This window comes from Achromobacter sp. 1011811831, from assembly GCF_059760905.1.
In genome coordinates this window covers 99,590-122,735 of the sequence record NZ_JCBANG010000003.1, presented here as the reverse complement: position 1 = coordinate 122,735, position 23,146 = coordinate 99,590, and the positions used below count along the sequence as shown (strand labels likewise).

The 23,146-nt window shown below is 67.9% G+C and carries 27 protein-coding genes and 1 tRNA gene; 14 read left to right on the top strand and 14 right to left on the bottom strand.

All coding sequences use genetic code 11. The features are described from left to right. Positions 1-212 precede the first annotated feature (212 nt). Positions 213-1,889, top strand: coding sequence for an MFS transporter (locus AC6LJ9_RS02385; protein ID WP_498146307.1), 1,677 nt, complete (start codon positions 213-215; stop codon positions 1,887-1,889). A gap of 468 nt (positions 1,890-2,357) precedes the next feature. Here the strand turns inward: AC6LJ9_RS02385 and AC6LJ9_RS02380 are convergent, their stop codons facing one another. Further along, on the bottom strand, positions 2,358-2,576 hold the full coding sequence (locus tag AC6LJ9_RS02380) for a hypothetical protein (protein ID WP_212313271.1): 219 nt from the start codon (positions 2,574-2,576) through the stop codon (positions 2,358-2,360). A gap of 152 nt (positions 2,577-2,728) precedes the next feature. Between AC6LJ9_RS02380 and AC6LJ9_RS02375 the strand changes: the two genes are divergently transcribed. Beyond that, a complete protein-coding gene (locus AC6LJ9_RS02375; RefSeq protein ID WP_103273456.1) occupies positions 2,729-3,643 on the top strand; it encodes a recombination-associated protein RdgC in 915 nt (304 codons plus the stop codon). 195 nt (positions 3,644-3,838) lie between these two features. On the opposite strand, the gene AC6LJ9_RS02370 is transcribed toward AC6LJ9_RS02375, so the two are convergent. The 5 genes from AC6LJ9_RS02370 to AC6LJ9_RS02350 form a co-directional block, all read right to left on the bottom strand. Beyond that, on the bottom strand, positions 3,839-5,257 hold the full coding sequence (locus AC6LJ9_RS02370; protein WP_498146306.1) for a diguanylate cyclase: 1,419 nt from the start codon (positions 5,255-5,257) through the stop codon (positions 3,839-3,841). A gap of 177 nt (positions 5,258-5,434) precedes the next feature. Beyond that, positions 5,435-6,727, bottom strand: coding sequence for an aspartate carbamoyltransferase (locus AC6LJ9_RS02365; RefSeq protein ID WP_212313268.1), 1,293 nt, complete (start codon positions 6,725-6,727; stop codon positions 5,435-5,437). Positions 6,728-6,831: 104 nt separating this feature from the next. Further along, positions 6,832-7,245 (bottom strand): hypothetical protein, encoded by a 414-nt coding sequence (locus AC6LJ9_RS02360; protein ID WP_498146305.1) that lies wholly within the window; start codon positions 7,243-7,245, stop codon positions 6,832-6,834. Positions 7,246-7,247: 2 nt separating this feature from the next. Then, positions 7,248-7,676 carry a BPTD_2524 family lipoprotein gene (locus AC6LJ9_RS02355; protein WP_103276379.1) on the bottom strand — a complete coding sequence of 143 codons (429 nt, stop codon included), beginning with the start codon at positions 7,674-7,676 and terminating at the stop codon, positions 7,248-7,250. A 209-nt stretch (positions 7,677-7,885) separates the two neighbouring features. Continuing rightward, positions 7,886-8,017: an entericidin A/B family lipoprotein gene (locus AC6LJ9_RS02350; RefSeq protein ID WP_103273452.1), complete on the bottom strand. Its 132-nt coding sequence runs from the start codon at positions 8,015-8,017 to the stop codon at positions 7,886-7,888. Positions 8,018-8,189: 172 nt separating this feature from the next. Between AC6LJ9_RS02350 and AC6LJ9_RS02345 the strand changes: the two genes are divergently transcribed. Together AC6LJ9_RS02345 and AC6LJ9_RS02340 are read left to right on the top strand one after the other, a co-directional pair. After that, entirely contained in the window at positions 8,190-8,549 is a 360-nt protein-coding gene (locus AC6LJ9_RS02345; RefSeq protein ID WP_498146304.1) for a hypothetical protein, read from the top strand. 47 nt (positions 8,550-8,596) lie between these two features. After that, positions 8,597-8,998, top strand: a complete 402-nt coding sequence (locus AC6LJ9_RS02340) for a hypothetical protein (RefSeq protein ID WP_212313264.1) — start codon at positions 8,597-8,599, stop codon at positions 8,996-8,998. A 4-nt stretch (positions 8,999-9,002) separates the two neighbouring features. Here AC6LJ9_RS02340 and AC6LJ9_RS02335 read toward each other — a convergent pair whose 3' ends face one another. From AC6LJ9_RS02335 to AC6LJ9_RS02325, 3 genes are all read right to left on the bottom strand, one after another. Continuing rightward, positions 9,003-10,268, bottom strand: coding sequence for a TIGR03862 family flavoprotein (locus AC6LJ9_RS02335; RefSeq protein ID WP_498146303.1), 1,266 nt, complete (start codon positions 10,266-10,268; stop codon positions 9,003-9,005). A gap of 290 nt (positions 10,269-10,558) precedes the next feature. Next, the gene (locus tag AC6LJ9_RS02330; RefSeq protein ID WP_212313262.1) at positions 10,559-10,900 is read right to left on the bottom strand and encodes a hypothetical protein; all 342 of its coding nucleotides are present in this window, start codon (positions 10,898-10,900) and stop codon (positions 10,559-10,561) included. Positions 10,901-11,100: 200 nt separating this feature from the next. Continuing rightward, a complete protein-coding gene (locus tag AC6LJ9_RS02325) occupies positions 11,101-11,700 on the bottom strand; it encodes a class I SAM-dependent methyltransferase (RefSeq protein WP_498146302.1) in 600 nt (199 codons plus the stop codon). Positions 11,701-11,884: 184 nt separating this feature from the next. On the opposite strand from AC6LJ9_RS02325, the gene AC6LJ9_RS02320 reads away from it, so the two are divergent. Next, complete coding sequence (locus AC6LJ9_RS02320; RefSeq protein WP_498146301.1) at positions 11,885-13,018, top strand: ankyrin repeat domain-containing protein; 1,134 nt, start codon at positions 11,885-11,887, stop codon at positions 13,016-13,018. A 55-nt stretch (positions 13,019-13,073) separates the two neighbouring features. Next, positions 13,074-13,961 (top strand): bifunctional helix-turn-helix transcriptional regulator/GNAT family N-acetyltransferase, encoded by an 888-nt coding sequence (locus AC6LJ9_RS02315; RefSeq protein WP_498146300.1) that lies wholly within the window; start codon positions 13,074-13,076, stop codon positions 13,959-13,961. A 148-nt stretch (positions 13,962-14,109) separates the two neighbouring features. Here the strand turns inward: AC6LJ9_RS02315 and AC6LJ9_RS02310 are convergent. Beyond that, positions 14,110-14,186: transfer RNA gene (locus AC6LJ9_RS02310), tRNA-Met, on the bottom strand. A 20-nt stretch (positions 14,187-14,206) separates the two neighbouring features. After that, positions 14,207-14,587 carry a hypothetical protein gene (locus tag AC6LJ9_RS02305; protein ID WP_498146299.1) on the bottom strand — a complete coding sequence of 127 codons (381 nt, stop codon included), beginning with the start codon at positions 14,585-14,587 and terminating at the stop codon, positions 14,207-14,209. A gap of 168 nt (positions 14,588-14,755) precedes the next feature. On the opposite strand from AC6LJ9_RS02305, the gene AC6LJ9_RS02300 reads away from it, so the two are divergent. Then, entirely contained in the window at positions 14,756-16,195 is a 1,440-nt protein-coding gene (locus tag AC6LJ9_RS02300) for an aminotransferase-like domain-containing protein (RefSeq protein ID WP_498146298.1), read from the top strand. Between the two features lie 25 nt (positions 16,196-16,220). Then, positions 16,221-16,784, top strand: a complete 564-nt coding sequence (locus AC6LJ9_RS02295) for a DedA family protein (protein ID WP_498146297.1) — start codon at positions 16,221-16,223, stop codon at positions 16,782-16,784. Between the two features lie 53 nt (positions 16,785-16,837). On the opposite strand, the gene AC6LJ9_RS02290 is transcribed toward AC6LJ9_RS02295, so the two are convergent. Continuing rightward, positions 16,838-17,194, bottom strand: a complete 357-nt coding sequence (locus tag AC6LJ9_RS02290) for a hypothetical protein (protein ID WP_498146296.1) — start codon at positions 17,192-17,194, stop codon at positions 16,838-16,840. A 140-nt stretch (positions 17,195-17,334) separates the two neighbouring features. Further along, on the bottom strand, positions 17,335-17,580 hold the full coding sequence (locus tag AC6LJ9_RS02285; protein WP_103273442.1) for a hypothetical protein: 246 nt from the start codon (positions 17,578-17,580) through the stop codon (positions 17,335-17,337). A 207-nt stretch (positions 17,581-17,787) separates the two neighbouring features. Here AC6LJ9_RS02285 and AC6LJ9_RS02280 point away from each other — a divergent pair, with 207 nt between their 5' ends. The 5 genes from AC6LJ9_RS02280 to AC6LJ9_RS02260 all read left to right on the top strand — a co-directional run bounded on the left by AC6LJ9_RS02280 (position 17,788) and on the right by AC6LJ9_RS02260 (position 21,574). Next, a complete protein-coding gene (locus AC6LJ9_RS02280) occupies positions 17,788-18,402 on the top strand; it encodes a hypothetical protein (RefSeq protein ID WP_498146295.1) in 615 nt (204 codons plus the stop codon). 149 nt (positions 18,403-18,551) lie between these two features. Further along, a complete protein-coding gene (locus AC6LJ9_RS02275; RefSeq protein ID WP_103273441.1) occupies positions 18,552-19,010 on the top strand; it encodes an Lrp/AsnC family transcriptional regulator in 459 nt (152 codons plus the stop codon). Positions 19,011-19,107: 97 nt separating this feature from the next. Beyond that, on the top strand, positions 19,108-19,428 hold the full coding sequence (locus AC6LJ9_RS02270; protein WP_212313246.1) for a hypothetical protein: 321 nt from the start codon (positions 19,108-19,110) through the stop codon (positions 19,426-19,428). Positions 19,429-19,485: 57 nt separating this feature from the next. After that, complete coding sequence (pdxA, locus tag AC6LJ9_RS02265) at positions 19,486-20,466, top strand: 4-hydroxythreonine-4-phosphate dehydrogenase PdxA (protein ID WP_498146294.1); 981 nt, start codon at positions 19,486-19,488, stop codon at positions 20,464-20,466. Between the two features lie 130 nt (positions 20,467-20,596). Continuing rightward, positions 20,597-21,574, top strand: a complete 978-nt coding sequence (locus tag AC6LJ9_RS02260) for a bile acid:sodium symporter family protein (protein WP_498146293.1) — start codon at positions 20,597-20,599, stop codon at positions 21,572-21,574. Between the two features lie 77 nt (positions 21,575-21,651). On the opposite strand, the gene AC6LJ9_RS02255 is transcribed toward AC6LJ9_RS02260, so the two are convergent. Further along, entirely contained in the window at positions 21,652-22,077 is a 426-nt protein-coding gene (locus tag AC6LJ9_RS02255) for a winged helix-turn-helix transcriptional regulator (protein WP_498146292.1), read from the bottom strand. An 80-nt stretch (positions 22,078-22,157) separates the two neighbouring features. On the opposite strand from AC6LJ9_RS02255, the gene AC6LJ9_RS02250 reads away from it, so the two are divergent. Beyond that, positions 22,158-23,072, top strand: a complete 915-nt coding sequence (locus AC6LJ9_RS02250) for a pirin family protein (protein ID WP_498146291.1) — start codon at positions 22,158-22,160, stop codon at positions 23,070-23,072. The last annotated feature ends 74 nt before the right edge of the window (positions 23,073-23,146 follow it).

Here is a 23,146-nt window from a genome sequence, read left to right as displayed (position 1 = left end):
CAGCGCGACGCCCACGCTTTTGGTTCCTAAGTGCTATCCCTAGCCTCTCTATGAGGCGGTTTCTTTTTGTTGCAAATTTAAGCCTCAGGTAAGGGTTACGTCAGAACCGAGTCAGTCTCGTTCCCTACCTTGCGTATAGCTCGATGTCGGCCTCGCCGGCGGAGGGTCAGGCACGGCGGAGAAACCGCCGGCGACAAAAACGAGGAGACATCATGAGCACAACCACTGTGGCAGGCCGCGGTCCCTCCGCGGATCCGCGCCCGATGACCAAGGATGAACGCCGCGTCATCTTCGCGTCCTCGCTGGGCACGGTTTTCGAATGGTATGACTTCTATCTGTATGGCTCGCTCGCGGCCATCATCGCGCAACACTTCTTCTCCGGCGTGAACCCCACCGCGGGCTTCATCTTCGCCCTGCTGGCGTTCGCGGCGGGCTTCGCCGTGCGTCCGTTCGGCGCGCTGGTGTTCGGCCGCCTGGGCGACCTGGTCGGCCGCAAGTACACGTTCCTGGTCACCATCGTGATCATGGGCCTGTCCACCTTCCTGGTGGGCGTGCTGCCCAGCTACGCCAGCATCGGCCTGGCCGCTCCCGCGATCCTGATCGTGCTGCGCCTGCTGCAAGGCCTGGCGCTGGGCGGCGAGTACGGCGGCGCGGCCACCTACGTGGCCGAGCACGCGCCGCATGGCCGCCGCGGCTTCTACACGTCGTGGATCCAGACCACCGCCACGCTGGGCCTGTTCCTGTCGCTGCTGGTGATCCTGGGCATCCGCACGTTCATGGGCGAAGACGACTTCAAGGCCTGGGGCTGGCGCATTCCGTTCCTGATCTCGGTGGTGCTGCTGGGCATCTCGGTGTGGATCCGGATGCAGCTCAATGAATCGCCGACCTTCCAGCGCATGAAGGAAGAAGGCAAGGGTTCGAAGGCGCCGATCGCCGAATCGTTCGGCCAGTGGAAGAACCTGAAGGTCGTGCTGCTGGCGCTGCTGGGCCTGACCGCCGGCCAGGCCGTGGTCTGGTACACGGGCCAGTTCTACGCGCTGTTCTTCCTGACGCAGACGCTGAAGGTCGACGCCAACACCGCCAACATCATGATCGCCGTGGCGCTGCTGATCGGCACCCCGTTCTTCGTCGTGTTCGGCGCGCTGTCGGACAAGATCGGCCGCAAGCCCATCATCATGGCCGGCTGCCTGATCGCCGCGCTGACCTACTTCCCGATCTTCCAGGGCCTCACCCACTTCGCCAACCCGGCGCTGGAAAAGGCCCAGGCCTCGGCCCCGGTGACGGTGATCGCGGATCCGGCGACCTGCTCGTTCCAGTTCAACCCAGTGGGCACGGCCTCGTTCACCAGCTCCTGCGACGTGGTCAAGTCCTTCATGGCCCGCAACTCGGTGAACTACAAGAACGAAGCGGCGCCCGCCGGTTCGGTCGCCAAGGTCAAGATCGGCAGCGACGAGTTCGCCTCGTTCGACGGCAAGACGCTGGCGCCGGCCGAGTTCAAGGCCAAGGCCGCCGAGCTGGACAAGGCCCTGACCACCGCGATCCGCACGCACGGCTATCCCGCCAAGGCGGATCCGGCCCAGAGCAACAACGTCATGGTCGTGCTGCTGCTGACCATCCTGGTGATCTACGTGACCATGGTGTACGGCCCGATCGCGGCCATGCTGGTGGAAATGTTCCCGACCCGCATCCGCTACACCTCGATGAGCCTGCCGTACCACATCGGCAACGGCTGGTTCGGCGGCTTCCTGCCCCCGGTCGCCTTCGCCGTGGTGGCCGCCACCGGCAACATCTACGACGGCCTGTGGTACCCGATCATCATCGCCGTGATGACGTTGGTCATCGGCACGCTGTTCGTGCGCGAGACCAAGGACAACGACATCAACGACTAAACCATCCATCCCCCGCCGGGCGGGACTGCTGCGCCTGCCCGGCCTTTCACAAAGCTCCCTCGGGAGCTTTTTTTTTGCCCTGTCCGCGTCGAACCGGCAAGGCCAGCCCACACGCGGCGGACCCGCGCCGGCAGGCGCGTCGCGAGACATGTCGCTTCGCCATGCCGCACATGGAATTCTGTGTTCCGCGCGCGCCCTGTTCGATTCAGGACGCTGTCAGACCCCTGCCCTTAGACTGGCGCCTCAGATTACGGCCTTGCGCCAAATCACCTGGCGATTGATCCCCCTGCCAGACGATTTGCAGGGCTGCTCCTCTGACACCAATGTCGCGTTCCCCGCGAGCCTTTTATGACGCGGCATTGCGTGCTCCCGTACCGGCCCGGCCTGCATAGCGCCGGGCCGCTTTTTTTTGCGCGCGCGAGCAGGCCCGCGCAAGCGCGGGCCCTCGGGAAATGCCTTGGCGTCGTATCAGCGGCGCATGCCCACGCCAACCACCAGCACGCCGACCACGATGGCGGCGATGCCCGCCCACGACGGGATGGCCACGGACTTCTCGGTTTCCGCGGTGGCCTTGACCGAGCCGATCTGCAGCACAGTCTCTTCGGACTTGTAGTTGAAGCCCTTGTACGCCAGCGCGGCCACGCCCAGCACGATCAGCACTGCGCCAATGATTGTCGACAATTTCATGCTGTTCTCCTTGTGTCGATGAGCGTTGCGGCGGACGTTACCGCATGCGCCACGGGCTGTCAGTGACAGATCGTGTCGCGTCGCGCGCGCGCAGCGCAAGGTCGATCCGGGTGGGCCGGGTCGTATAGAATCAACCCTTTTGGCCGACGCACATGTGGTTCAAGAACCTTAAGATCTACCGCCTTTCCTCGCCGTGGACGCTCGTGGGCGAGCAGCTGGAAGAAACGCTCGCGCGGCATGCCTATCAGGCCAGCGGCAGCGCCGGCGCCAACAATCTCGAAATGCAGAGCCTGGGCTGGGTGCCGCCGCGCGAGAACGGCGGACTGGCGCACGTGGTGGGCGGACAGATCCTGCTGACGCTGCGCGCCGAGAAGAAGCTGCTGCCCGGCACCGTGGTCAACCAGGTCGCCAAGGCGCGCGCCCAGGAAATCGAAGAGCAGCAAGGCTACAAGCCGGGCCGCAAGCAGATGAAGGAAATCAAGGAGCGCGTCACCGACGAGCTGCTGCCGCGCGCCTTCAGCGTGTACCGCGACACCCGCGTCTGGATCGACCCGCAGAACCACTGGCTGGTCATCGACGCCGCAGCCTCGGCCAAGGCCGATGAAGTGATCGGCCTGCTGGCCAAGTGCATCGATCCGTTCCCGCTGGAAAACCTGTACGTGGCCCAGTCGCCCGCCTCGGCCATGACCGGCTGGCTGGCCGAGGACGAGGCGCCGTCCAACTTCACCATCGACCAGGACACCGAGCTGCGCTCGTCCGGCGAAAGCGGCGCGGCGATCCGATACGTCAAGCACTCCATCGACGCTGACGACGTGCGCCGCCACATCCAGTCCGGCAAGCAGTGCACGCGCCTGGCCATGACCTGGGCCGACCGCATCTCCTTCGTGCTGACCGAGAACCTGGACGTCAAGCGCGTCGCGCCGCTGGACGTGCTCAAGGAAGGCAACGAAGCCATCGCCGCCAACGACGACGAGAAGTTCGACTCCGACATGATGCTGATGACGGGCGAGCTGGCCAAGCTGATGGCCGAGCTGGTCGAGGCGCTGGGCGGCGAGAAGCGCGTCTGAACGCCGCATCCCGGGACTGCCCGCGCCGCCCGGGATAGCCGAAGCCTGAATGCCAAAACCCCCGGGAAGCTGGATTCCGATCCAGCCTTCCGGGGGTTTTGCATCATGCGATCCGAAATCCGGCGCGCGCCGGAACAGCACGGTTGCCAAGGCCTGGATACACGGCGGTCCAGGGGCTCGGCGGCCCCTCGCCGCTCAGGCCGCGACGGCCTGGTCGCGTCCGGCCTGCTTGGCGCGGTACAGCGCCTTGTCGGCCCGCTCGATCAGGTAGGCGTAGTCGGGATGGCCGTCGAACGAGGCCACGCCGATGCTGGCCGTGATCTTCAGATTGCCGGCCTCCGACACCGAGAAGGCGTGGCGGCGGATTTCCGCGCCCAGCTTCTGCGCGACCAGCATCGCGGCCTCCGGCCCCGTGTCCACCAGCACCACCAGGAATTCCTCGCCGCCGTAGCGGAACACGAAGTCGCTCGAACGGCAGGCCTGGTGCACGACTTCGGCGAACTGGCGCAGCACCTGATCGCCGCCGCTGTGCCCGTACTGGTCGTTGATGGACTTGAAGTGATCGATGTCCAGCAGCAGCACGGAAAACGCGGAATGCTGACGCGTGGCGATGGCGATCTCGCGGCCGATGACCGAGGGCAGGAAGCGCCGGTTCAACACGTTGGTGAGCGGATCGCTGCCGCTCTCGATTTCCGCCACCATGTCGAACAGACCGTTGAGCAGGTGCTTGATGCGCGCCACCAGTTCCTGCAGCTCGCGCACCAGGTCCGGCATGGCGCCCTGCCCCTCGGCGCCGCGCATCAGGCTAGGCAGCACCACGTCGTCCAGGCGCGCCACCGCTTCCATGATCTGCCGCAGCGCGGGCGCGCTTTCGAACAGCACGCCGCCCTTGTGGTGCAGCCACAGGCCGAACTCCGAGGCCGCCAGGCGCGGCAGCACCTGCTCGGGGGCGCGGTAGTGCAGGCCGATCAGCACGGCCTGGCTCCATTCGAGCAGCGCGGCGCGCTGCCGCTCGCGCTCGGTGGAGATGTTCTGCCCCAGCGCGAACAAGCGGTAGGCCTCGTCGTTGCGCGCGCCACGGTTGACGTCGCGCATGAAGGCGCGGCTCATCTGCTCGATCGCCAGGTCGAACAGATTACAGACGTACTGCGTGGCCACCGACGCGGCCATGCCGTCCAGGTCGCTGGCGCGCAGGCGCAGCGCGATCTCGTTCTTCAGGATGCGCGCGCCGGCCATCACCAGATGGATGGGGATGTGCACGCGCGCATGGACCTCGCCGACCTTTTTCTGAGTCGCCATCAGCGCCGCGATGTCGCCCTGGTCGCGCACGCAGAGCAGGCCCTTGAGCCAGCCCTTCATGGCGCTGCTCAGGCGGGTCGAGACGATCTCGTGCGACAGGCGCGGCCCCGCCTCGGCGTCGGACAGCAGCGTGGAATAGAAGGCGTCGACCAGCGCGGTGGCGCTGTCGGACACCACGGCGGCGACCTGCCCCCGGGTGTAGGCGTCCACGGACTGGTAGACCGCCTGCCAGGCCTGTGCATTCGATGCGCTCAGATAGCAGGCCTGGCCGGCAACGGCGGGAGTGACGGGGATTGCGCTGCTGCTCGAAGACATAGGGGACCATCCGACCGGATCAGGGCCGCTAGCCCCGAAGCGCGCCCGGCAGCGGCGCGCGACACAAACTCGCCGCCAGGACATCCCGACGGCAAAACCAGCGCGGATTATGCTTCAAATCGCCCGGGGCGGGCCGCAAGCGCGGCCGCCGCGTGGGGAAAATCGGAACGGCGCGGATCAGTCCAGGCCGTGGAAGGCCGAGTCGTCGGGGCCGATGTGGGTGGGATGCTGCCACGTCACGTCGCGCATCGAGTGCTGCACCAGCCCTTCCACGCCCAGCAGCACCGCGAAGATCGCCATGCGGATGGGGATGCCGTTGTCGGTCTGGCGGAAGATCGCCAGGCGCGGATCGTGGTTCAGGTCCACGCTCAGGTCGTTGGCGCCGGGACGGCTGTCGCGCGGCAGCGGGTGCATCACGATGGTGTCCGGACCGCAGTATTCATCGATGATGGCGCGGTTGATCTGGAAGTCGGGCGTGTAGCCTTCGTTCTCTTCGTTGGCGAAGCGCTCTTTCTGCACGCGCGTGGCGTAGATCACGTCGGCGCCCGCCAGGCCCTCGCCCAGCGAGCTCTTCTGCTCGATGACGTTGCCGTTGCGGCTGGCCTGTTCGATGATGTAGGAAGGCATCTCCAGGCCGCGCGGCGACACCAGCGAGAACTTCACACCCTTGTACAGCGCCAGCAGCTTGATCAGCGAGTGCACGGTGCGGCCATACTTCAGGTCGCCGACCATGGCGATGTGCGCGCCGTCCAGCAGCTTGCCCAGGCGCGAGAACTCGGTCAGGATCGTGTACAGGTCCAGCAGCGCCTGGCTGGGGTGTTCGCCAGGACCGTCGCCGCCGTTGACCACCGGAATGTTGGTGGCGCGCGCGAATTCGGCCACCGAGCCCTGGTCCGGATGACGGATCACCATCGCGTCGACATAGCCGCTCATGACGCGGCTGGTGTCGTAGATGGATTCGCCCTTGGCCATGGACGAGAACGTGAAGCCGGTGGTGTCGCAGACCGAGCCGCCCAGACGGCAGAAGGCCGAGCCGAAGCTGACGCGGGTACGGGTGCTGGCCTCGAAGAACAGGTTGCCCAGCACCGCGCCTTCGAGCACGCGCGAGATCTTCTGGCGGCGCGCGATGGGCTGCATCATGTCGGCCACGCGGAACAGGTCTTCCACCGATTCACGCGTGAACTGGTCCACCGACACCAGCTGATGCTTGCCTTCGATGGCGATGCGGTCACGCAGCGGGCCATCTTGTACGCTTTGCGTATATTTTTCCAGCAGCACACCGTTCTGCACGATTTCGCTGACGAAGCGCTGCACCACTTCCGGCATGGCGCGGAATTCCTGCGAGCCCTCGGGCAGCAGCCAGGTGTCCAGCGCCCGGCGCTTGACGCCGATGCGGGTGGCGAAGACGTCGCGCGTCAGGTTCAGGCGTCGCATGGCGTCGCGCAGGAAAGCTTGCTGGGAGATGGTCATGACAGGCCCCGAGGAAGAGGATTTATATACGCACTGCGCATATTATTCTCAACGCAAATGCAAGTCCAACACTTTTGCGCACACGGGTTTACCCGTGATTTTCTCTAGACGCCGGTGTAGCCCGTCGTCACCGAGGCATCGGCCGTGGTGGCGGAACCGGCGGCCAGCCAGCAGGCGGCGCAGAAGCACAGCGCGCTCGCCACATAGAAAAGCACGGCCAGCGCCTGGGCCGGCCAGTGCCGTCGGCCGGGCCGCAGGGTGTCGCCCTGCCGCAACAGGCTGGCCTGCGCCAGCCAGCCGAACAGCAGGCCGCCGCAGGCGCCCAGGAAACCCGCCAGGTACAGCGCCAGCGGCGCCTGCAGATCGGGCGCGGCCACGTCCGAGCCGATCACGCCCAGCATGAAGAACACCAGCACCAGCGCCGCGCCGCCGTTGATCCAGGCCAGCAGGCGGAACGCGCCGGCGAACAGCGCGAACGCCATCGCGCCTGCCCGCCCCTGCCCCGAGCGCGGCTCCATGATCAGCCGCCCTGGCGGCAGGCCGGCGTGGCGCTCTCGATCGAGGCGCGGGCGGCGGCGATCTCGGCCTTGTCCCAGCGGCCCTCGCCCACCACGGTGATCGTCACCTTGGCCTTGCTCGGGCTTTCGGCTTCGGACGTGATCAGTTCCAGCACCTTGGCCTGCTCGCCCACCTTGTAGACCTGCACCTCGTCGGGCGCGCCCTTCTCGCCCAGCTTGGGCTTCCAGGCATAGGCGACGTTGTAGGGATGGGCGACATTCACGTGGCAGGCGCGCACGTATTCGCCCGCGCGTCGGAACGCGGCCTGCGAATTCGTGTCGACGATGAAGGTTTCGTGCAGCGCGGTTTCGGCCTCGTACACACCGGTGCTCGCGCACCCGCCCAGCGACGCCGCCAGCATCGCGCCCACCATCCATACAGACTTGCGCATCATCGTTCCCGTTTCAGACTTTCGGATTCCCGCGATTATGCCAGCCCCGCATTCGTGACCGGCCGGGCACAAACGCGCGACGCCCGCTTGCGGCCGTCAAGGCGACGCGCCCTCCAGCAGCGGCCCGGCGATAAAAAAAGCCGCGTCCGGCATGCCTGGGCATCCCGAACGCGGCCCTGCGCCGCGCGAACAGACGCTGGCGAGGCTGCCTACTTCTTGGCGGCGTCCTCGATCTTTTCTCCGCCGCGCTGTATATCCTTGCCCGCGCCCGCGACGGTATTGCAGCCCGCCGAAAGCGCGGCGATCGAAAGCAGCATGACGAGAAAGACTTTGTTCTTCATGGAGTTCTCCTTTCCTGGCTTGAAAACCGAGCCCAGCATACCGCAAAGCCCGCGTCTTGAGCATCGGCCATCGGCCCGCGAAAACGGGCTCGCCGCCGCCGGCCGCAGCGCCCCCGGCCGGCGCTCGCTTGCCCTTGTCGCGCATTTCACGGCAATGCATTAGGATGCACGAATGACCAAGACATACGCATCGACGGCCGGCGCTACGGCCCCGAAAAGCTGGGGCTGGGAACAGCCCGGCTGCCGGGGTCCGGCGGCGCTGGCCCTTTTCATCGACGACCTGCATCGCATCCTGCAAGAACACACGGCCGGCAAGCTGGCTTCGTGCAGCACGCTGGCGGACGCCCAGTCCCAGGTGGACGCGCTGCTCGCGCGCTACAACGACGTCGCCCGCGCGCCGGAAGTGTTCCAGGGCCAGTCCGTCGAACTGAAAGAAGGCGTGGACCGCAGCGGCGTGTCCCACACCGTGCCCATTTTTTCGCCGCGCCTGAAGCAATCGCTGGTGTCGATGCTGGGCGGCAAGCCCGGCTGACACCACCGCGCCCGCCAACCTGAACGGCTTGAGAGGGAGACCGCAAGATGAATACGGATAACGTCGTGGAATTTCTGCGCCAGCTGTCGCTGGACGTGTCGCTGGGCGCCGCCGCCCAGCAGGCCGCGAGCCAGCGCGACGCGCCGCTGGCGCTGGCGCGCCTGGCCACGGCGCACGGGCTGCCTTGCAGCGCGGCCGACTGGTCCGCATTCACCCGTGGCTGCCTGGACGAATCCAACGCCAGCCTGACCGACATCGACGCCGCGGACGCGGTGATCTGGCAGCTGGTTCAGGATCCGGGCCAGGGTTCCCGCGTGGAAGCCGGCTCGGTTACCCGGGTCATCGGCATCCTGGCCCAGGACGGCGCGCCGCCCGTGGTCGGCCAGGTGGTCAGCGACCTGGCCCCGCGCGCCGCGCCGGCGAGCCCATCCATCCTCACCAGCTCCTGAAGCCTCAATCCCCGCGTGGCGCGTCCAGGTAGGCCGCCACGCCTTCCGCCACCGCCAGCCCGCCCGCCATGCAGGCGGTCAGCAGATAGCCGCCGGTGGGCGCTTCCCAATCCAGCATTTCGCCTACGCAGAACACGCCGGGCATGGCGCGCAGCATCAGACCCGGCGTCAGCGCGTCGAAGCTCACGCCCCCCGCCGTGCTGATCGCCTCGTCGATCGGACGCGCGCGCTGCAACGGCACCGGCAGCGCCTTGATGCGCACGCCCAGCAGGGCGGGATCGCGCAGCGCCTGTTCACCGGCGCATTCGCGCAGCAAGCCCGCCTTCACGCCGGTCAGGCCCAGCCGGCTCTGCAGATGGCTGGACAGCGAACGCGAGCCGCGCGGATGCGTCACCGCCGCCATCACTTTTTCCTGCGGCCAGTCGGGCAGCAGATCCAGCACCGCGGTCGCGCGGCCATCGGCCTGCAGGCGATCGCGCAACGCCGCCGACAGCGCATAGACCAGGCTGCCCTCGATGCCGCTGCGCGTAACCACGAATTCGCCCTGCCGGGCCTTCGCGTCGTCGCCGCAGCGCATGGACACCGGCTTGACCGGCTGCCCCGCGTAGCGCTCGCGGAAATGTTCCGACCATTCCACGTCGAAACCGCAATTGGCCGGCCGCAACGGCGCCACGGCGACGCCGCGCGCGCGCAGGCCCGGCGCCCAGGCGCCGTCCGAACCGAGGCGGGCCCAGCTGCCGCCGCCCAGGGCCAGCACGACGGCATCGGCCGAGGCGCGGCGCTCGCCCTCGGGCGTATCGAAACGCAGATCCGCGGCGCCGCCCGCCGCATCCTCGGGCCAGCCCAGCCAGCGATGCCGCATGTGAAAGCGCAGGCCGGCCGCGCGCAGGCGCGCCAGCCAGGCGCGCAGCAGCGGCGCGGCCTTCATTTCCTCGGGGAACACGCGACCCGACGTGCCGACGAAGGTGCGCACGCCCAGGCCCTGCGCCCAGTCGCGCAAGGCGGCGGCATCCATCCGTGCCAGCCATGGCGCGACCTGCGCGGCGCGATCGCCGTAACGGGCCAGGAACGGCCCGGCCGGCTCGCTGTGCGTCAGGTTCAATCCCCCCCGGCCCGCCATCAGGAACTTCCGGCCGACCGACGGCATGGCGTCATACACATCCACGCTGTATCCCCGGGCGCCCAGGCCCTCGGCCGCCATCAGGCCGGCGGGACCACCGCCGATCACGGCCACGCGCCAGGGCCTGGCGTCGCCCTTCACTGCGCTCATCGTCCCTTCCCCGGGCGTCCGTCGCGAGCGACGGACGCGCGCGAGCAGTCATGGCGGAACAGGCACGGAAATGCGGAGCAACGTGGCGGAATCATGGCGTGGGAAAAACAAAAAAAAAGCGCCGCGGGCGGCGCGGCGGCTGCGATTGTCGCATGGGGGTGGTGAACAGGGGCCGGGCGCCGGATCGGACACTTATTGAGCGCCGGCGCCAAGCCCTTGTTATTGCGTCACTATTTACACATGCACAGCGGCTATCCCAAGGCTTTTCCACAGCCGCTGTGGGCAACTCATCAGGCCCGCGCCGCCAGCATGGGGCCGCCCCAGGGCTCGGCATCGAGTTCGAAGCGGATCTCCTGGTAGTCGCCGTCCACCGACACGGTGCGCAGCAGGCCCGCGCCCAGCGCCTGCCCCAGCGCCCGACGGCACAGCGTCTCGGGATCGTCGGCCAGCGACTGGAACACGCCGTCCGGTATGCGCAGGCGCAGCAGCGCCAGGGGATCGCCGCCATCGGCTGGCCTGCCGATATGGATATGGGCGGGATAGCCGTGCGGGCACCAGATGCCCACGTGATACTTGCCTGCATCGCCCGTGTCGGCGACATAACCGGGATGATCGTATTTTGCTGTACCCATGCACCCTCCTTGTTCGCGGCCAAGCCGCAGGCTGGAACCATGGTAGCTCAGCACCGCCCTGTCGTGCGCCCGCAAGCTATCGGGGAAACTCCGGACCACGCTTGCGCTTGACCTGGCGCAAGCGGCGGGGCAGTCCGACAGGGAAACAACCGGATGCAAACGTCATGGCCGGGCCGCCGGGGACCCGCCGCCGCTTCGCCTCAGCCCTCGGAGCGCTTGCGGGCAATGAACTGTACGACGCAGGCCATGCCGGTGTGAAACACGCCCTCGGTCACGTCGCGCTCGATTTCGCGCGACAGCAGGATGTCGCAATGGGGAAACTCGCGTTCCAGGTCGGCAAGCGCCATGAACATGTCCGGATCGTCCGGCCCGCCCGTGCCTCTTCCCAGTTGTTCATGGCGATAGGCCTCGAGCAGGACGATGCCGCCCGGCCTCAACGCGGACTCGGCCGCGTGGTGCAAGCGCTTGCGTATCCGGCTGGGCATATGCGCGTATATCGATACCAGCGAGCCAAACGTGGCTGGCGGTGGCGCATAGGCGGCCAGATCGGCGGCCTCCGTGCGGATCCGCACGCCCCTGGCCGCCGCCAGCCGGCGCGCCTTCGCCAGGCCGGTTTCGGATTGGTCCACACCCAGCACATCCAGGCCCTGCGTGGCCAGATAGACGGCGTTGCGCCCTTCCCCCTCGGCCACGCTCAGCACCGGCCCGGCCAGCAGCGCCGCATATTGCGCCAGGAAGGCGTTCGGCTCGGTTCCATATACGTAGGCCTCGTCGGCGTACATCTCGTCCCACACGCTCATGCTCTTCTCCTTCGATTCCTCCCGGCCCGGACGCGCTTTGCCCCGGGCAGCGGAATGGCGCCAGTCTGGCGCTTCAAGTCGACTTGAAGTCAAGACCATGCTGCACAGGGATATGGGCGAAGTTGCCCGGCACGCCCCGGCGCGGTACGGCCTGGCACGCATGCTAGGATGGCCCGCGCGCATCATGCGCCTCACGCAATCCGGAGCCAGGGTCCGTCCGTGGCTGGAGTTCCATCTGATGGTGAAGATCGCCGACATCGGCAATTTCGAGACCGTGCCGCCGTTCGTGGCGGCGCTGCTGGCAGGCGACGTCGCCGCGCTGGACCGCGCCTTGGCCGAAGGCTGCGATATCGAGGCCGCCATCGTGCTGGGCCCGCACACCCAGGAGCCGCCGCTCTTGCTGGCGCTGGCCGCCAATGCCGCCGCGTCCGTGCACTGGCTGGTCGAGCGCGGCGCCGACCTGAACCGCGCGGACGCGCCCGCCTTTGCGCTGGCCGCCCGCTACGGCACGCCGGACCTGATGCGGCATCTGGCGGCCCATGGCGCCGACATCCATGCCCGGCGCAAGGTCGGCGGCGACGCCTACCAGCAGGCGCTGTATGGCAGGAAGCTCAAGCACCTGCCCGTCATCGAGGCGCTCGGGCACACCGCCGCCAGACATGGCGGGGAAGCCTTCCGCTCGGCGGTATTCAGTCGCAACCGGCAGGCGGTGGATTTCTTTCTCGCGCATGGCGTGGACATCAATTTCCACGCCCGCGACCAGGTGTTCTCGGACAGCGCGACGCCCCTGCTGGTGGCCGCCCGCAATCGCGACCTGAACCTGTGCCGCCTGCTGGTGGAGCATGGCGCGGACGTCTCGCTGACCAATCGCGACGGCGACCGTCCCTATACCGTCGCGGTCGAACAGGACGACGCGGCGCTGGCGGCGTATTTCAAGTCGCTGGAACCTCCGGAATTGCACAGCCTGGCCAACCGGCTGCATGAACTCAAGCCCTACAAGCTGGCGCCGGACCTGCTCGACTTCCTGCAAGGCGCGCAGCGACGCATCGAACTGCCCGACTGCGATTTCGGTTTCGTGGAGTTCTTCGCGCTGACGGATACGGTGCCGATGAAGGCCGGCCGCAAGAAGGTGCTGCGCCTGAGCCGCTCGTCCGGCGATTATTCCGACACGGTGCTGGTCTGGAATCCCAAGACCCGACGCATCGGCTACTGGGATATCGAACACGAGGAGTACGGCGATATCGCCACATTCCAGGATTTCATGGCGGCGCCCGCCCTGCACATGAATCGCGTCGCCGACGGCGAGTACTCGGAATGACGGGCGAGCCGCGCGGGCATTGATGGTGCCCATATCTCTGACTAAAGTCAGAGATATGAACCCATCCGACATCCAGCAGGTCCGCAGCTTCAACCGCGTCGTCGCCGCAGGCATCGGCGCGATCGACGACCGCTTCCTGGGACGCGGCCGGCCGATGGGCGAATCCCGGCTGCTATGGGAAATCGGCGCCGAGGGCGCCGATCTGCGCACGCTGCGGGCGCGCCTGAACCTGGATTCCGGCTACCTCAGCCGCACCCTGGTCTCGCTCGAACGGCAGGGACTCGTCCTGGTTGAAGCGCGCCCGGACGACCGCCGGGTGCGCCGGGCCAGGCTGACCCCTGCCGGCCTGGACGAAAGAAACGAACTGGAGAAGCTGTCGGACTCGGTCGCCTCCCGCGTGCTGGAACCACTGAGCGACGGGCAACGCCAGCGGCTGGTCGAGGCAATGGCCGAAGTCGAACGCCTGCTGCAGGCATCGCTGGTGAGCTTTGCCGTCGAGGATCCGGACAGCGATGACGCGCGCGGGTGTTTCATGCAGTATTTTGCCGAGCTGAACGCCCGCTTCGATGCCGGTTTCGATCCGGACAACAGCCTGCCGGCCGATGCCCGCGAGCTCAGGCATCCGCAAGGCGCCTTGATCATGGCCCGGCTGCATGGCGAGCCGGCGGGATGCGTGGCGCTCAAATTCCATGGTCCAGCGCCTTGCGAGCTCAAGAGGATGTGGGTCAGCCCGTCCGCCCGAGGACTGGGCCTGGGGCGGCGCCTGATCGCCCAGGCCGAAACCCAGGCGCGCCAGCACGGCGCGCGCAGCGTGCGCCTGGAAACCAACCGGGCGCTGAGCGAGGCGATCCGGCTCTACCGGCAGGCCGGCTATGTGGAAGTCGCTGCCTTCAGCGACGAGCCCTACGCCCATCACTGGTTCGAGAAACGGCTGACAGCCTGACAGGCATGCACGCCCTGGAAGCCGTCCCGCTTCCGATGCACGCGTGCCAGCCGGCGTCTTGCGAAGAGACCGGATAGCAAAAAGCCCCGACGCTTGCGCATTCGGGGCTTTTTATCGCGTCACCATCAGATGGCGACGCTGCTGAAACTGGTTGCGGGGGCAGGATTTGAACCTACGACCTTCGGGTTATGAGCCCGACGAGCTGCCAGACTGCTCCACCCCGCGTCTGATGTGTGAATCATACATCATTTTGAAATGTTGTGCAGCGCATCGACTCCGCCCCCGGTTTTTTGACGCGCCGCGACGCCCGCCAGCAGCGCCAGCCCACCCCGCAGCAAGTGCCCCAGGCGGGCTGTCCAGCCCGGCGGATTCAGGCAGACCAGCTGGGCGGCGCCAATGGCGGTGACGCGCAGCACGCCGCCGTGCCCCACGCCCTGCGCCTCGCCTGCATTCAGGCGCAGCGGCGGGCACGGCGCGCCGTTTTCGGGCAGGCGCGGCGCGTCGATGAGCAGGCTGCCGCTCAGGCAGACGATGTTGGCGCCGGCCCGCAGCAGGAATGTCCGCGAGGCGCCGCCGGCCAGATCCAGGCGCGTCGTGTGCGGCCCGGGCGGGGAATTGGGGTTCATGATCATCTCCTGTCGATGCTGACAGGCTACGCGGGCCCTGCTATGCGCAACAGCCACACATCCCAGCTTTCTGTACCGATGCAGAGGCTCGATTTCCCTGCTGTTATGGTGTACTTTGGCTGCATCTGTGCCTAGCCGCCATCCACACACGGGGAGCATGATCGGCGCATGGAATCGCAACCGCTCTATCTCCGCCTGGCCAATCATTACCGGCGCGCCATCCAGAACGGCGTGCTCGCCCCGGACCAGCGCATGCCCTCGGTCCGCGCCCTGGTCCGCACCCACCATGTCAGCCTGTCCACGGCGCTGCAGGCCTGCCGCCTGCTGGAGGACGACGGCCTGATCGAGGCGCGGCCGCGTTCCGGCTATTTCGTGCTCAAGCCGCGGCGCAACGGCATACCGCCGGTGGCCGAGCCGGACATCCGGCAGGCGCTGGGCGCCGCCCAGTACGTGGGCATCCATGACCGCGTCTCGGACTTCATCGCCAAATGCGAGGCCCATCCGGTCAGCGCCAACTTCGCGCTGGCGGCGGCCGTGCCCGAGGCCTACCCCATGGAAGAGCTGAAACAGGCGATGATCCGCGTGCTGCGGCAATCGCCGCAGACGCTGGTCAGCCCGGTGCCGCCGCAGGGCCATCCCGAACTGCGCGCGGTGCTGGCCCGCCGCGCGCTGGCCAACGGCATCAACGCCAGCGCCGACGATGTCATCGTCACGCATGGCTGCATCGAGGCGCTGAACCTGGCGCTGCGGGCCGTGGCGCGGCCCGGCGACACGATCGCGGTGGAATCGCCCTGCTACTTCGGCCTGCTGCAGATCCTCGAAAGCCTGGGCATGCGCGCGCTGGAGATCCCCACCAGCCCGCAGCACGGCCTGTCGATCGAGGCGCTGGACCTGGCCTTCCAGACCCACGGCAACATCCGCGCCGTGGTGGTCGTGCCGAACTTCCAGAACCCGCTGGGCTGCGTGATGCCGGACGCGGAAAAAGCCCGGCTGGTGGCGTTGTGCGAACGCCAGCAGGTGCCGCTGATCGAGGACGACACCTACGGCGCGCTGACCGACGACGACGCGCCGCTACCCGCGGCCAAGTCCTGGGACCCCACCGGCAACGTGATCTATTGCGCGTCCATGCACAAGACGCTGGCGCCGGGCATGCGGCTGGGCTGGCTGCTGGGCGGGCGCTGGAAGGCGCGCATCGCCATGCTGAAGTTCGCGCAAAGCCGCCCCAACGAACCGCTGGCGCAGATCGCCGTGGCCGACTACTTGGGATCGCGCGCCTATGACCGGCACCTGATCCGGCTGCGGCGCGAACTGAAGACGCAGCGCGACCGCGGCGCCGAACTCATCGCCTCCCACTTTCCGCCTGGCACGCGCCTGAGCATGCCGCGCGGCGGCATGCTGCTGTGGGTCGAGATGCCCGGCGGCCGCTCCGGCATGCGCGTGTTCGAAGAAGCATTGCGCCAGGGCATACGCGTGGCGCCGGGAGCGATGTTCTCCAACAGCGGCCGCTACGAACACTTCCTGCGCATCAGCTGCGGCCAGCGCCACACGCCCGAGATCGACCGCGCCCTGCTAACGCTGGCGCGCATCGTCGAAGCGGGGCAGGCGTGACGCGCGGCCGTGGGAGGCCCGCGCCATGAGCCCGGCGCTGCACGAGTTCATCGCCAGCTACGGCCTGTGGGCGGTGCTGGGGGGCACGCTGCTCGAGGGCGAGAGCGTGGTGGTGTTCGCCGGATTCCTGGCGCACCAGCACCTGCTGCGCCTGCCGGGCGTGATGCTGTGCGCCTTCGCCGGCTCGCTGATCGCCGACCAGGCGCTGTTCTACCTGGGCCGGCGCTGGCGCGATCACAGGCTGGTGCTGCGGCTGCGCGCCAAGCCGGCTTTCGCCAAGGCGCTGGAGGCGGTGGACCGGCATCCTGACGGCTTCATCCTCAGCCTGCGCTTCCTGTACGGGCTGCGCACGGTGGGGCCGATCGCGCTGGGCGTGTCGAACGTGCCGGCGCCGCGCTTCCTGCTGCTCAACGTCGTGGCGGCGGCCATCTGGGCCGTGTGTTTCAGCCTGCTGGGCTACCTGTTCGGGCAGACCATCGAGTCGCTGCTGGGGCGGCTGCATGGCGTCGAAACCAAGCTCGCGGCCGCGCTGGCGGTGGCGGCGGTGGTGTGGCTGGTCCATCGCTGGCTGGCGAAACGCCGCCGCTGAGGCGCCGGAAGGCGCCTTGCCGTGACCGTCCAGGGCGGCTCAGGCGCGCCCCGTCACACCAGCAGCCTGCCGCCGACCCGCAGCACATGGCGGCGGCGGGCCTTGCGATACCAGCCGCCGATCACGGGCAGCAGCGCCAGGCGGCGCAGGACGGGATGACGCTGATCGAAGTCATGCCAGGCCTTGAAGTCATGCCCCAGACGCTCCCAGCTCTGGCGCGCCTCGGGTGAAAGTTTGCCGGGGTCGAACGCCGCCAGCTTTGCCGCTTCCGAGATCCTGGCGTACGACGCCCGGCCCGGTGTTTCCAATCGATACTGATTCCGCATGGGGGCGCATATTACCCGGCTTGGGGCCCGCATGGCGGCTCCTTCTGGCGCCCGGCCGACGCCGTTCTTGAGCAGCGCGAACAAGCCCTTGTAATCAAAGGATTTTTCCAGGCTGTACCCCCGCTATCCCAAGGCTTGTCCACAAAAGATGTGGGTAACTATGCCGCATGGCTGCGGACGGGCCGGGCCATGGACAGCGGCCGTGGGTCCGGCGCGCCGCGCCATCACTTGAGCGCGGCCACGATCTGGTCGCGCACGCTCTCGAAGCCAGCCACGTACTGCGGGTTCTCGGAACGGGCCAGCAGGCTGGAGTAGTTCTGCTCCAGCTGCGCCTCGATGGCCTCGCGCAGGCCGGGCGAGGACTTGGCCAGATGCAGCATCGACAGCAGCGTCGCGTTCAAGGCGTCGATACGTCCGCCCTGATGGGAAATGGTGTGGACGATGACGGCGATTTGTTCCTGGATATCCATGGCGCTTGCTCCTGGCGGTATTGGGGTCGGCGCAAATCCTAGCACGGCGCCCGGCGCGGGCCGGCCCCCTGGGCAAGGCCGCGATGCGGCGCTAGCATGAACACGGCGCGGCCGGGCCCGCAGCGGCCGCAAGGCTAGTGTGCTGTCCCGTACGTCCGCATGACGAAATTCATCCTGCGGGACAGCACACTAGGCATGGAGGCGCGCATGAAGACGATCCAGAACTATCTTCCCCCGGATGCCCAGGCGCTGCGGCGCCTGCAGGACAGGCTGGGCCACGGCGACGCGCGCATGGCCGAACTGGCCGGACTGGACGCGGCCGCCCCCTGGAGCAGCTACATCGGCGGCCCCGAGCCGCGCGCCCTGGGCCGCCAGCGGCTGTTCTACATGATGGCTCGCCAGGTGCTGGACGAAGCGCAATGGCAGCGCGTGCTGGCGGCGATGCGCGAGGCCGGCGCGCGATTCGACTACGACGACCCCGCGCCCGCTGGCGCGACGGCGCCCAACAATTCCGCGCCGGCCGAGACCGCCGAGGAACACAAGTTCGGCATGCTGCTGGTCAGCGGCGCCGGCGCCTTCCATGAAATGGAGCAGCTGCGCGAGTTCGCGCACTTCGCCCACGAGGCCGGCGTCAGCGCCCTGGTGCGCCGGGCCTACTATGACAGCGGCATCGACCTGTGCCGCTTCACGCTGGCCGACGGCCCCGAGGCCGACGAGGCGGCGCGCGATCGCATCTTCGATGCCGCGCGCAAGACCATCACCCGCTTCGAATTCGGCGGCCGCATTTACCAAGGCGGCATCCCGCCGGAATCGGATGGCTGAATCGGGCGCATCGAAGCCGCCCCGCGACGCCTGGGCCTCTCCGGACGGCCAGGCTCGCATGCCCGTCGGGCGCATTGACGCGCGCCGGCCCGCCCTGTAAGTTCGTCACTCCGCCCGGCACCGGCCGGCCGCCAGCGACGTTTCCGCGCATGAACGAACGACTCGACGCCATAGACCGGCAACTGCTCAGCCTGCTGCAGGCCAACGCGCGCGAACCCGCCGCGATCCTCGCGCGCAAGCTCGGGCTGGCCCGCACCACCGTGGTGGCGCGCATCGCGCGGCTGGAACGCGAGCATGTGGTCGCGGGATACGGCGTGCGGCTGGGCCGCCTGCTCGAAGAGGCCGCGGTGCGCGCCTATTGCTTCATCAGCGTGCTGCCCAAGACGCCCGCCGCCGTGATCCGCGAGCTGGAGCGCATGCCCGAGGTCGAGGAAGTATCCTCGGTCAGCGGCCCCTACGACTATCTGATCTTCCTGCGCTGCGAAACGCATGAACAGCTCGACGCGCTGCTGGACCGCATCGGCCTGATCGACGGCGTCAAGCAGACGCAGACGTCCATCGTGCTGAGCCGCAAGGTCGACCGCCGCAGCGCCGTGGCCGCGCCCTGAGGCCATCGACGCGGTCATTGGCCGCGCCGGACGCCGCGCGGCGCGGCCCGCGCCGTGTTGTAATCTGGGAAACATCCCAACCGGACATTCCATCCCCATGCTCGCACGCCTCGCCCCCGCCGCCGCCCTGCTCGTCCTGCTGTCCGCCTGCGCGGGCATGGGCGAAGTGACGCAGGTCGACAAGCACACCTACAGCGTCACCAACAGCGCGGGCGCGCGGTGGCTGACCTGGGTCGAGCTGAAGAACCAGACCCTGCAACGCGCCGATGAGTATTGCCAGTCGATCAACAGCAAGCTGGTCAAACCCAAGATCACGTCCAACAGCGCCACCGGCCTGACGCCCAAGCGCGCCACCGTGACCTTCGAATGCACCGCCGTCGAACCCAAGGACGACGGCAACGGGAAGCCGCAGAAGTAAGCCGCCGGCGTTCCCGGGTGTAGCATTTGCCCAAGCAAGCCTTTCCCTACGCATATCGTGAACACCATGCTGCCCGTGGGCATCACCATGGGCGATGCCGCCGGCATCGGCCCTGAAATCGTCGTCAAAGCCTGTGCGCAGGGCCTGCGCGCGCCGCATGTGGTGTACGGCGACGCCGGCGCGCTGCGCCGCGCGGCCGCCGCGCTGGGCGCGCGCCTGGACGTGGTCGAGATCACTTCGCCCGGCCAGGCCAGCCTGCGCGCCGGCCTGATCGAGGTCATCAGCCCCGGCCCCGCCCTGCCCGCCGACCTGCCGCCGGGGCAACTCAGCGCCCTGGCCGGACGCGGCGCCTACGACTATGTCTGCGCCGCCATCGACGACGCCCAGGCGGGTGCCATCCGCGCCATCGTCACCGCGCCGCTGAACAAGCATTCCATGCACCTGGCCGGCATCGACTATCCCGGCCATACCGAGATCCTGGCCGAACGTTCCGGCACGACGGACTTCGCCATGATGCTGGCCAATGACGAGCTGCGCGTGCTGCTGGTGACCATCCACGTGGCGCTGGCCGACGTCATCGCGCGCATCACGCCGCAGGCCGAGCTGAGCGCGCTGCGCCTGGCCGACCGGGCCTGTCGCCAGATGGGCATCGCGCAACCGCGCGTGGCGGTCGCGGGCCTGAATCCGCACGCCGGCGAAGGCGGCAAGTTCGGCCGCGAGGAAATCCAGGTCATCGAGCCGGCCATCGCCCAGGCCCGCGCCGAAGGCATCAACGCCAGCGGCCCCTGGCCGGGCGACACCATCTTCATGCGCGCGCGGCGCGGCGAGTTCGACATCGTGGTGGCGCAATACCACGACCAGGGCCTGATCCCCGTGAAGTACCTGGGCCTGGACCATGGCGTCAACGTCACGGTGGGCCTGCCCTTCGTGCGCACCAGCGTGGACCATGGCACGGCGTTCGACATCGCCGGCAAGGGCGTGGCCGACCACGCCTCGCTGGTCGCCGCCTTCGACCTGGCCCTGGCCATGACGCCGTAACGGCGCGCCGGCGCCTCGCCCCGTGGACACCGGCGGGGCCGGCGCCGCCGACGCCCCGCCTTGCGGGACTACAATACGGACCTCGCGGCGGCCCCTGTGGCCGCCGGCCTTTTTCCCCCGTCACGTCCCCATGCAACGCCTCGCACGCCTCCTGCCCGACCGCTTCACCCTGTACCTGATCTGCGCCGTCATCATCGCCAGCATCGTGCCCGCGCACGGCAAGGGCGTGGTCGTGTTCGGCTGGATCACCAACATCGCGGTCGGCCTGCTGTTCTTCCTGCACGGCGCGCGCCTGTCGCGCGAGGCGGTCATCGCCGGGCTGACGCACTGGAAGCTGCACCTGACCATCTTCTCGGCCACGTTCCTGATGTTTCCGCTGCTGGGCCTGGCGCTCAAGCCTGTGCTGGAGCCGCTGGTCACGCCCGAGCTGTACCTGGGCATCCTGTTCCTGTGCTGCCTGCCCGCCACGGTGCAATCGGCGATCGCGTTCACGTCGATGGCGCGCGGCAATGTGCCGGCGGCCGTGTGCAGCGCGTCGGCATCGAGCCTGCTGGGCATCTTCCTCACGCCGCTGCTGGTGGGCACGGTGGTGGCCAAGGCCGGCAGCGCGCCGATCTCGTTCGACGCTGTGATCAAGATCATGCTGCAGCTGCTGCTGCCTTTCGTGCTGGGCCAGTTCTCGCGCCGCTGGATCGGCGCCTGGGTGCACCGACGCAAGGCCATGCTGAAGTTCGTGGACCAGGGCTCGATCCTGCTGGTGGTGTACACCGCCTTCTCCGAAGCCATCAACGAAGGCCTGTGGAGCAGCACGCCGCTGCCGGCGCTGGCCGGGCTGGTGGCGGCCTGCGCGCTGATCCTGGCGCTGGCGCTGGGCCTGTCGGCGCTGGCCGGCAAGGCGCTGGGTTTCAACATCGAAGACCGCATCACCCTGCTCTTCTGCGGCTCCAAGAAAAGCCTGGCCAGCGGCATCCCGATGGCCCAGGTGCTGTTCGCGGGTCATGCGGTGGGCGCCATCGTGCTGCCGCTGATGCTGTTCCACCAGATCCAGCTGATGGTCTGCGGCGTGCTGGCCGCGCGCTACGGCAAGCGGCCGGAAACCTCGGCCTGACCATCGCATCCGATCATCGCGCCTGACCGCAAGGGCCGGTCGGCCGACTGTGCGCGGCGCCGCCGCCGCGCATGGCCCTATCTGCCCTTTCGGCTTGCCGCAACACCCTGGTTGCGCTCGCGCTCATCGAACGCCTCCCTGGCAGCGTCGATGTCCGCAAGGTGCTTGCTTGCCCACATTCCCAGCGCCGTCACCGGCTCGGTGAGGGAGCAGCCCAGTGGCGTCAGCTCATATTCCACATGCGGCGGCATCACCGCGATGACCGTGCGCTTGATCAGGCCGTCACGCTCAAGTCCGCGCAGGCACAGGGTCAGCATCCGCTGCGATATGCCGTTGATGGCGCGCTTGATTTCAGTGAAACGGCGGGGGCCGTCGGCCAGGAGCATGATGATGAGGACGCTCCACTTCTCACCGACCCGCGCCAGTACCTGGCTGATCTTCTGACAGTCCGCATCCTGTAGATCGTGGGGTGGGCGGGTCACATTTTCTATACCGCGTTCCATTCTTGTGCCTTATTGTCAGCCCTTGAAGGGGTAGTTACATTGCTAGCCTCAGTCACAATTTTATACTGCGAGGTCTGGCAATGGCACTACTTCATGCCGCTACCGATACCCCGACGATCGCCCCCATCGTCCGGCCGATCGCGCTGCGCACCCGCGGCCGTGGCCATGGGCCGATCACCCGCCTGATGAGCCCGTCGGACGCGGGCCAGCTGGTCAAGCCTTTCGTATTCCTCGACCTGTTCGACGCAAGCCGGGACACCGTGCGCGCCATGGCCGACATGCCCCTGCACCCGCATTCGGGCATCGCCACCGTGACGGTGCCGGTCGAAGGCGAGTTCCACTACGACGAACCCGCCAGCGGCGCCTCCGGCACGCTCGGATACGGCGGCGTGGAATGGATGCGCGCCGGCAACGGCATCTGGCACGGCAAGGAACTCTCCGCAGCGGGCTCGCCCCGGATCCTGGGCTTCCAGCTCTGGCTGGCCCTGCCCGCCGAGCTTGAGAACGGCGAGCCCGAGAGCCGCTATCTGGAAGCCGCGCACACGCCCCAGAGCGGCCCCGCCCGGATTATTGTCGGCCAGTACGAAGGCATGCAAAGCCCGGTGCCTGCGCCGCCAGGCATCAATTACCTGCTCGTCACGCTGCGTCCAGGCGAGCGCTGGACCTACCAGCCTCCCGCCGGACATTCCGTCGCCTGGCTGGCGCTCGCCAAAGGCGCCGTCGATGCGGGCGACGCGCTCACGGCGGGCGAAATGGCAGTATTCGAACCCGGGGAAGATCCCATCGCGCTCACGGCCTCGGGCACGGATGGGGCCGTCTTCGTCCTGGGCTCCGCGGTACCGCATCCGCACCCCCTGCACCTGGGCTATTACTCGGTGCATACCTCGGCGCAGGCGCTGGAAATGGGTGAGCGCCGCATTGCCGAACTCGGGCTCAGGCTCAAGCAAGCCGGGGATCGGCGCACGGCATCCGGGACGATCCCGGTATTCCGCTGACAGCCCCGGCAGCCTCCATGGCCGCGTCCTGATCACTGGCGGCATGGGCGGGCATTCCACGAGCGGCTTCAAGC

What these genes read in the sequence shown, in the direction of transcription:
- AC6LJ9_RS02370 (WP_498146306.1), bottom strand. Translation starts at nt 5,257, where the DNA reads ATGTCTTCGAGCAGCAGCGCAATCCCCGTCACTCCCGCCGTTGCCGGC.
- AC6LJ9_RS02320 (WP_498146301.1), top strand. Translation starts at nt 11,885, where the DNA reads ATGCGCCTCACGCAATCCGGAGCCAGGGTCCGTCCGTGGCTGGAGTTC.
- AC6LJ9_RS02330 (WP_212313262.1), bottom strand. Translation starts at nt 10,900, where the DNA reads ATGGGTACAGCAAAATACGATCATCCCGGTTATGTCGCCGACACGGGC.
- AC6LJ9_RS02350 (WP_103273452.1), bottom strand. Translation starts at nt 8,017, where the DNA reads ATGAAGAACAAAGTCTTTCTCGTCATGCTGCTTTCGATCGCCGCGCTT.
- AC6LJ9_RS02335 (WP_498146303.1), bottom strand. Translation starts at nt 10,268, where the DNA reads ATGAGCGCAGTGAAGGGCGACGCCAGGCCCTGGCGCGTGGCCGTGATC.
- AC6LJ9_RS02305 (WP_498146299.1), bottom strand. Translation starts at nt 14,587, where the DNA reads ATGAACCCCAATTCCCCGCCCGGGCCGCACACGACGCGCCTGGATCTG.
- AC6LJ9_RS02355 (WP_103276379.1), bottom strand. Translation starts at nt 7,676, where the DNA reads ATGCGCAAGTCTGTATGGATGGTGGGCGCGATGCTGGCGGCGTCGCTG.
- AC6LJ9_RS02340 (WP_212313264.1), top strand. Translation starts at nt 8,597, where the DNA reads ATGAATACGGATAACGTCGTGGAATTTCTGCGCCAGCTGTCGCTGGAC.
- AC6LJ9_RS02345 (WP_498146304.1), top strand. Translation starts at nt 8,190, where the DNA reads ATGACCAAGACATACGCATCGACGGCCGGCGCTACGGCCCCGAAAAGC.
- AC6LJ9_RS02325 (WP_498146302.1), bottom strand. Translation starts at nt 11,700, where the DNA reads ATGAGCGTGTGGGACGAGATGTACGCCGACGAGGCCTACGTATATGGA.
- AC6LJ9_RS02295 (WP_498146297.1), top strand. Translation starts at nt 16,221, where the DNA reads ATGAGCCCGGCGCTGCACGAGTTCATCGCCAGCTACGGCCTGTGGGCG.
- AC6LJ9_RS02385 (WP_498146307.1), top strand. Translation starts at nt 213, where the DNA reads ATGAGCACAACCACTGTGGCAGGCCGCGGTCCCTCCGCGGATCCGCGC.
- AC6LJ9_RS02255 (WP_498146292.1), bottom strand. Translation starts at nt 22,077, where the DNA reads ATGGAACGCGGTATAGAAAATGTGACCCGCCCACCCCACGATCTACAG.
- AC6LJ9_RS02365 (WP_212313268.1), bottom strand. Translation starts at nt 6,727, where the DNA reads ATGACCATCTCCCAGCAAGCTTTCCTGCGCGACGCCATGCGACGCCTG.
- AC6LJ9_RS02250 (WP_498146291.1), top strand. Translation starts at nt 22,158, where the DNA reads ATGGCACTACTTCATGCCGCTACCGATACCCCGACGATCGCCCCCATC.
- AC6LJ9_RS02375 (WP_103273456.1), top strand. Translation starts at nt 2,729, where the DNA reads ATGTGGTTCAAGAACCTTAAGATCTACCGCCTTTCCTCGCCGTGGACG.
- AC6LJ9_RS02285 (WP_103273442.1), bottom strand. Translation starts at nt 17,580, where the DNA reads ATGGATATCCAGGAACAAATCGCCGTCATCGTCCACACCATTTCCCAT.
- AC6LJ9_RS02315 (WP_498146300.1), top strand. Translation starts at nt 13,074, where the DNA reads ATGAACCCATCCGACATCCAGCAGGTCCGCAGCTTCAACCGCGTCGTC.
- AC6LJ9_RS02275 (WP_103273441.1), top strand. Translation starts at nt 18,552, where the DNA reads ATGAACGAACGACTCGACGCCATAGACCGGCAACTGCTCAGCCTGCTG.
- AC6LJ9_RS02270 (WP_212313246.1), top strand. Translation starts at nt 19,108, where the DNA reads ATGCTCGCACGCCTCGCCCCCGCCGCCGCCCTGCTCGTCCTGCTGTCC.
- AC6LJ9_RS02300 (WP_498146298.1), top strand. Translation starts at nt 14,756, where the DNA reads ATGGAATCGCAACCGCTCTATCTCCGCCTGGCCAATCATTACCGGCGC.
- AC6LJ9_RS02280 (WP_498146295.1), top strand. Translation starts at nt 17,788, where the DNA reads ATGAAGACGATCCAGAACTATCTTCCCCCGGATGCCCAGGCGCTGCGG.
- AC6LJ9_RS02380 (WP_212313271.1), bottom strand. Translation starts at nt 2,576, where the DNA reads ATGAAATTGTCGACAATCATTGGCGCAGTGCTGATCGTGCTGGGCGTG.
- AC6LJ9_RS02260 (WP_498146293.1), top strand. Translation starts at nt 20,597, where the DNA reads ATGCAACGCCTCGCACGCCTCCTGCCCGACCGCTTCACCCTGTACCTG.
- AC6LJ9_RS02360 (WP_498146305.1), bottom strand. Translation starts at nt 7,245, where the DNA reads ATGGAGCCGCGCTCGGGGCAGGGGCGGGCAGGCGCGATGGCGTTCGCG.